5 protein-coding genes are annotated in these 2,692 nt (G+C 61.0%); all 5 read right to left on the reverse strand.

The genetic code is table 11. The features are described 5' to 3' along the window. Positions 1-130, reverse strand: a 130-nt coding sequence (locus tag WCA53_RS31360) for an ACT domain-containing protein (RefSeq protein ID WP_423920793.1), incomplete at its 3' end; no start/stop codon positions are given. A 23-nt stretch (positions 131-153) separates the two neighbouring features. Then, positions 154-999, reverse strand: a complete 846-nt coding sequence (locus WCA53_RS31365) for a DUF4743 domain-containing protein (RefSeq protein ID WP_423920781.1) — start codon at positions 997-999, stop codon at positions 154-156. A gap of 75 nt (positions 1,000-1,074) precedes the next feature. Further along, positions 1,075-1,689 (reverse strand): LysE family translocator, encoded by a 615-nt coding sequence (locus tag WCA53_RS31370; protein WP_423920784.1) that lies wholly within the window; start codon positions 1,687-1,689, stop codon positions 1,075-1,077. Positions 1,690-1,724: 35 nt separating this feature from the next. Next, positions 1,725-2,291: an adenine phosphoribosyltransferase gene (locus tag WCA53_RS31375; protein ID WP_423920787.1), complete on the reverse strand. Its 567-nt coding sequence runs from the start codon at positions 2,289-2,291 to the stop codon at positions 1,725-1,727. 20 nt (positions 2,292-2,311) lie between these two features. Further along, on the reverse strand, positions 2,312-2,692 hold a 381-nt coding region (locus tag WCA53_RS31380; protein WP_423920790.1), incomplete at its 5' end, for a potassium channel family protein.

Raw genomic sequence — 2,692 nt, forward strand, 5'->3', positions numbered from 1 at the left:
GGCTGTCGCCGAATTGCGCGGAATCAAGAATATTGCTGCCCAGATCAAACAAAAACCCGGACACCGCATGCACAATGCCGGGCCGATCTGGACACGACAACTTCAAGATAAAACTATGTTCGGTCGACATGAACCGGACCTCCTAGTAATGTTTCAGAGCGCGGGCGGTATATAAAGCGCGTGCATTCCTTCGCACGCTTCTTCGTCGATCCATTGACGTCGCAGCAGCAAATCGATCGTGGCGAGACTGGCATCGACGGTCATCATGCCTTCCTCGATCCACCGCGCCACCTCGCCAATTCCCGCCAGCCGATGCTCGCCCACTTCGCCATCCTGATTGCGCGGCGCGAAATCGGCGGGAAGCGCCAGGTCGAAAACGAAAATCTCTTCCGCCTGCGTGCCTTCGGGCAGCGATTGCAAAACATGAAACGCCCTTCCGCGCACCGCCTTTGCGGCAAGTTCCGGCGCCATGCCAGCTTCTTCCCAGCATTCCTTTACGAGCGTTTCCGCGATCCCCATTCCCCAACCGATTCCCCCCGCCACCACGTTATCGAGCATGCCGGGATCGGTCGCCTTCGTCTCGCTGCGGCGCGCGATCCAGAGTTCGGGCGCACGTCCCGCGACTTCCACGATACCGTTCAGATGCACCGCGTAAGTCATCGTGCCGAAGAACCGCGACGCAGCACGTTCGATGAACGCAAGCGGCGGGGCATCGAAGGCATTGCGAATTGCGTAGGTTTCATCGCGCCAGCCCGGAATCCGGCCATCGGCCGCCAGCATGCCGATCACCGCGCCCAAAGCCGCGCTGCGGGCGTTGAGGTCGGCGAAAGTATCGGCAAGCCGGATCGATTGATGGTCGATATGAAACACGTCCGGCCAGGCGTGCAGCGCGGGGGCATCGGTGCGGCGAATCCAGCCAACCCGTTCATCGCCGATAAAAAACGGCAGGTGTGCCGATGGTTCGAAACGGCGGGCAGCGACGATGGCAGGCAAGGTCATGGGAGCTCCGGCAGCGCAAAGCCGGAAATTGTACCGTGGTGTCTGGTGATCGGGGTGTCTGCCGAAGGCGCCTGGTTAATCCCGCAAGGCCACGCGAATTCCTAACCCGATAAACGTCGCGCCTGCCAGCCGATCGAGCCAGACACCCACACGCGGACGGCGCTTCAAATACGCGCCAATCATTCCGGCCGCGACGCCGAAGACCGAAAACACGACAACAGTCTGGAGCATGAACACGCCCCCAAGTTCGAACATCTGCAGCACTACGCTTTGTGCGCCGTGCGGATTCACGAACTGCGGCAGGAACACGATAAAAAACAGCGTCACTTTCGGGTTAAGCATATTGCCAATCACGCTTTGCCGGAACACGACAGCGAGCGGTTGGCTCGGCCGCTCATGCGCGGTCGACAACCCCTTGCTGCGAATCGACTTGATGCCGATCCAGACCAGATAAGCCGCGCCAGCAAGCTTGACCGCTGCGAAGGCGATCGGCGCGGACTTCAACAACGCGGCTATGCCAAGAGCCGCGAGCGTCGTGTGAAACGAAATGCCGGCGGCAAACCCGAGCGCCGCGACCAATCCCGCCGCATGTCCTTGCGAGATGCCTCGGGCGAGAACCTGGAGGTTATCGGGGCCCGGCGCCATGGTGATCGCGACGGACGCGGCGAGAAACAGCAGGAAATTAGGCATGGGAAATCGGATCAATGAAGAGATCAACCAGGCAATCAATGGCCTTCGAACTGGCAAACCGTGTACAGCGGCAAGCCGGCTGCGCGCAGGCGTTTCGAGCCGCCTAATTCCGGCAAATCGATAATCGCCGCGCCCTCCACGACGACCGCGCCGAGACGCTCCAGCAATTGCTTGCCTGCCATCATCGTGCCGCCGGTTGCAATCAGGTCGTCGACGAGCACGACGCGTTCGCCCGGCTTGCAGGCGTCTTCGTGAATCTCGACCGTCGCACTGCCATATTCGAGTTCATAGGATTGCGACAGCGTCCTGAACGGAAGCTTGCCTTTCTTGCGGATCGGGATGAAGCCGAGGCTCAGTTCATACGCGAGAATCGGCCCGATGATGAAACCTCGCGCATCAAGTCCCGCGATCGTGTCGATCTGCGCATCTATATAGCGATGTACGAACAAATCGATCAGCGTACGCAGCGCGCGGCGATCCTGCAGGACGGGCGTAATGTCGCGAAATTGCACGCCCGCTTGCGGCCAGTCCGGGACGGTGCGAATCCTCTCGCGGATAAAACCGGCGGCTTCGTATGATGCGGGCGCTGCGATGTTTGACATGAACCTCTCCGAAAAAACCGTCAGGCTGCCGCGCCCGCACGCCGATTACGCGACAGCGTTTCCTCAGCGCGCTGCAGCGCTTCGGGCAGGCCACGCAACACGACGATATCGCTCGCGCGCAGCTTGGTGTCGGGATCGGGCTCGACGCCGCGAATGCCGTGTCGCCGAATGGCAGTGACCTCCACTCCGTCATTCACAAGACCGAGTTCGTCGAGCGTGCGACCGACGGCGTCGGCGTTGGCATCGACGGGAACCGATTGTAGCCGGACCTGCTCGCGGCGGTCTTCGTCTTCGGAGTCGTCCGCGCCGTGGAAATAGCCGCGCAACATGCTGTAGCGCTCATCACGCATTTCTTCCACGCGGCGCACGACGCGGCGCATCGGGACGCCCATCAAAACGAG

The sequence above is a fragment of the Caballeronia sp. genome (genome assembly GCF_049581465.1).
In the GTDB taxonomy this organism is placed as follows: Bacteria; Pseudomonadota; Gammaproteobacteria; order Burkholderiales; family Burkholderiaceae; genus Caballeronia.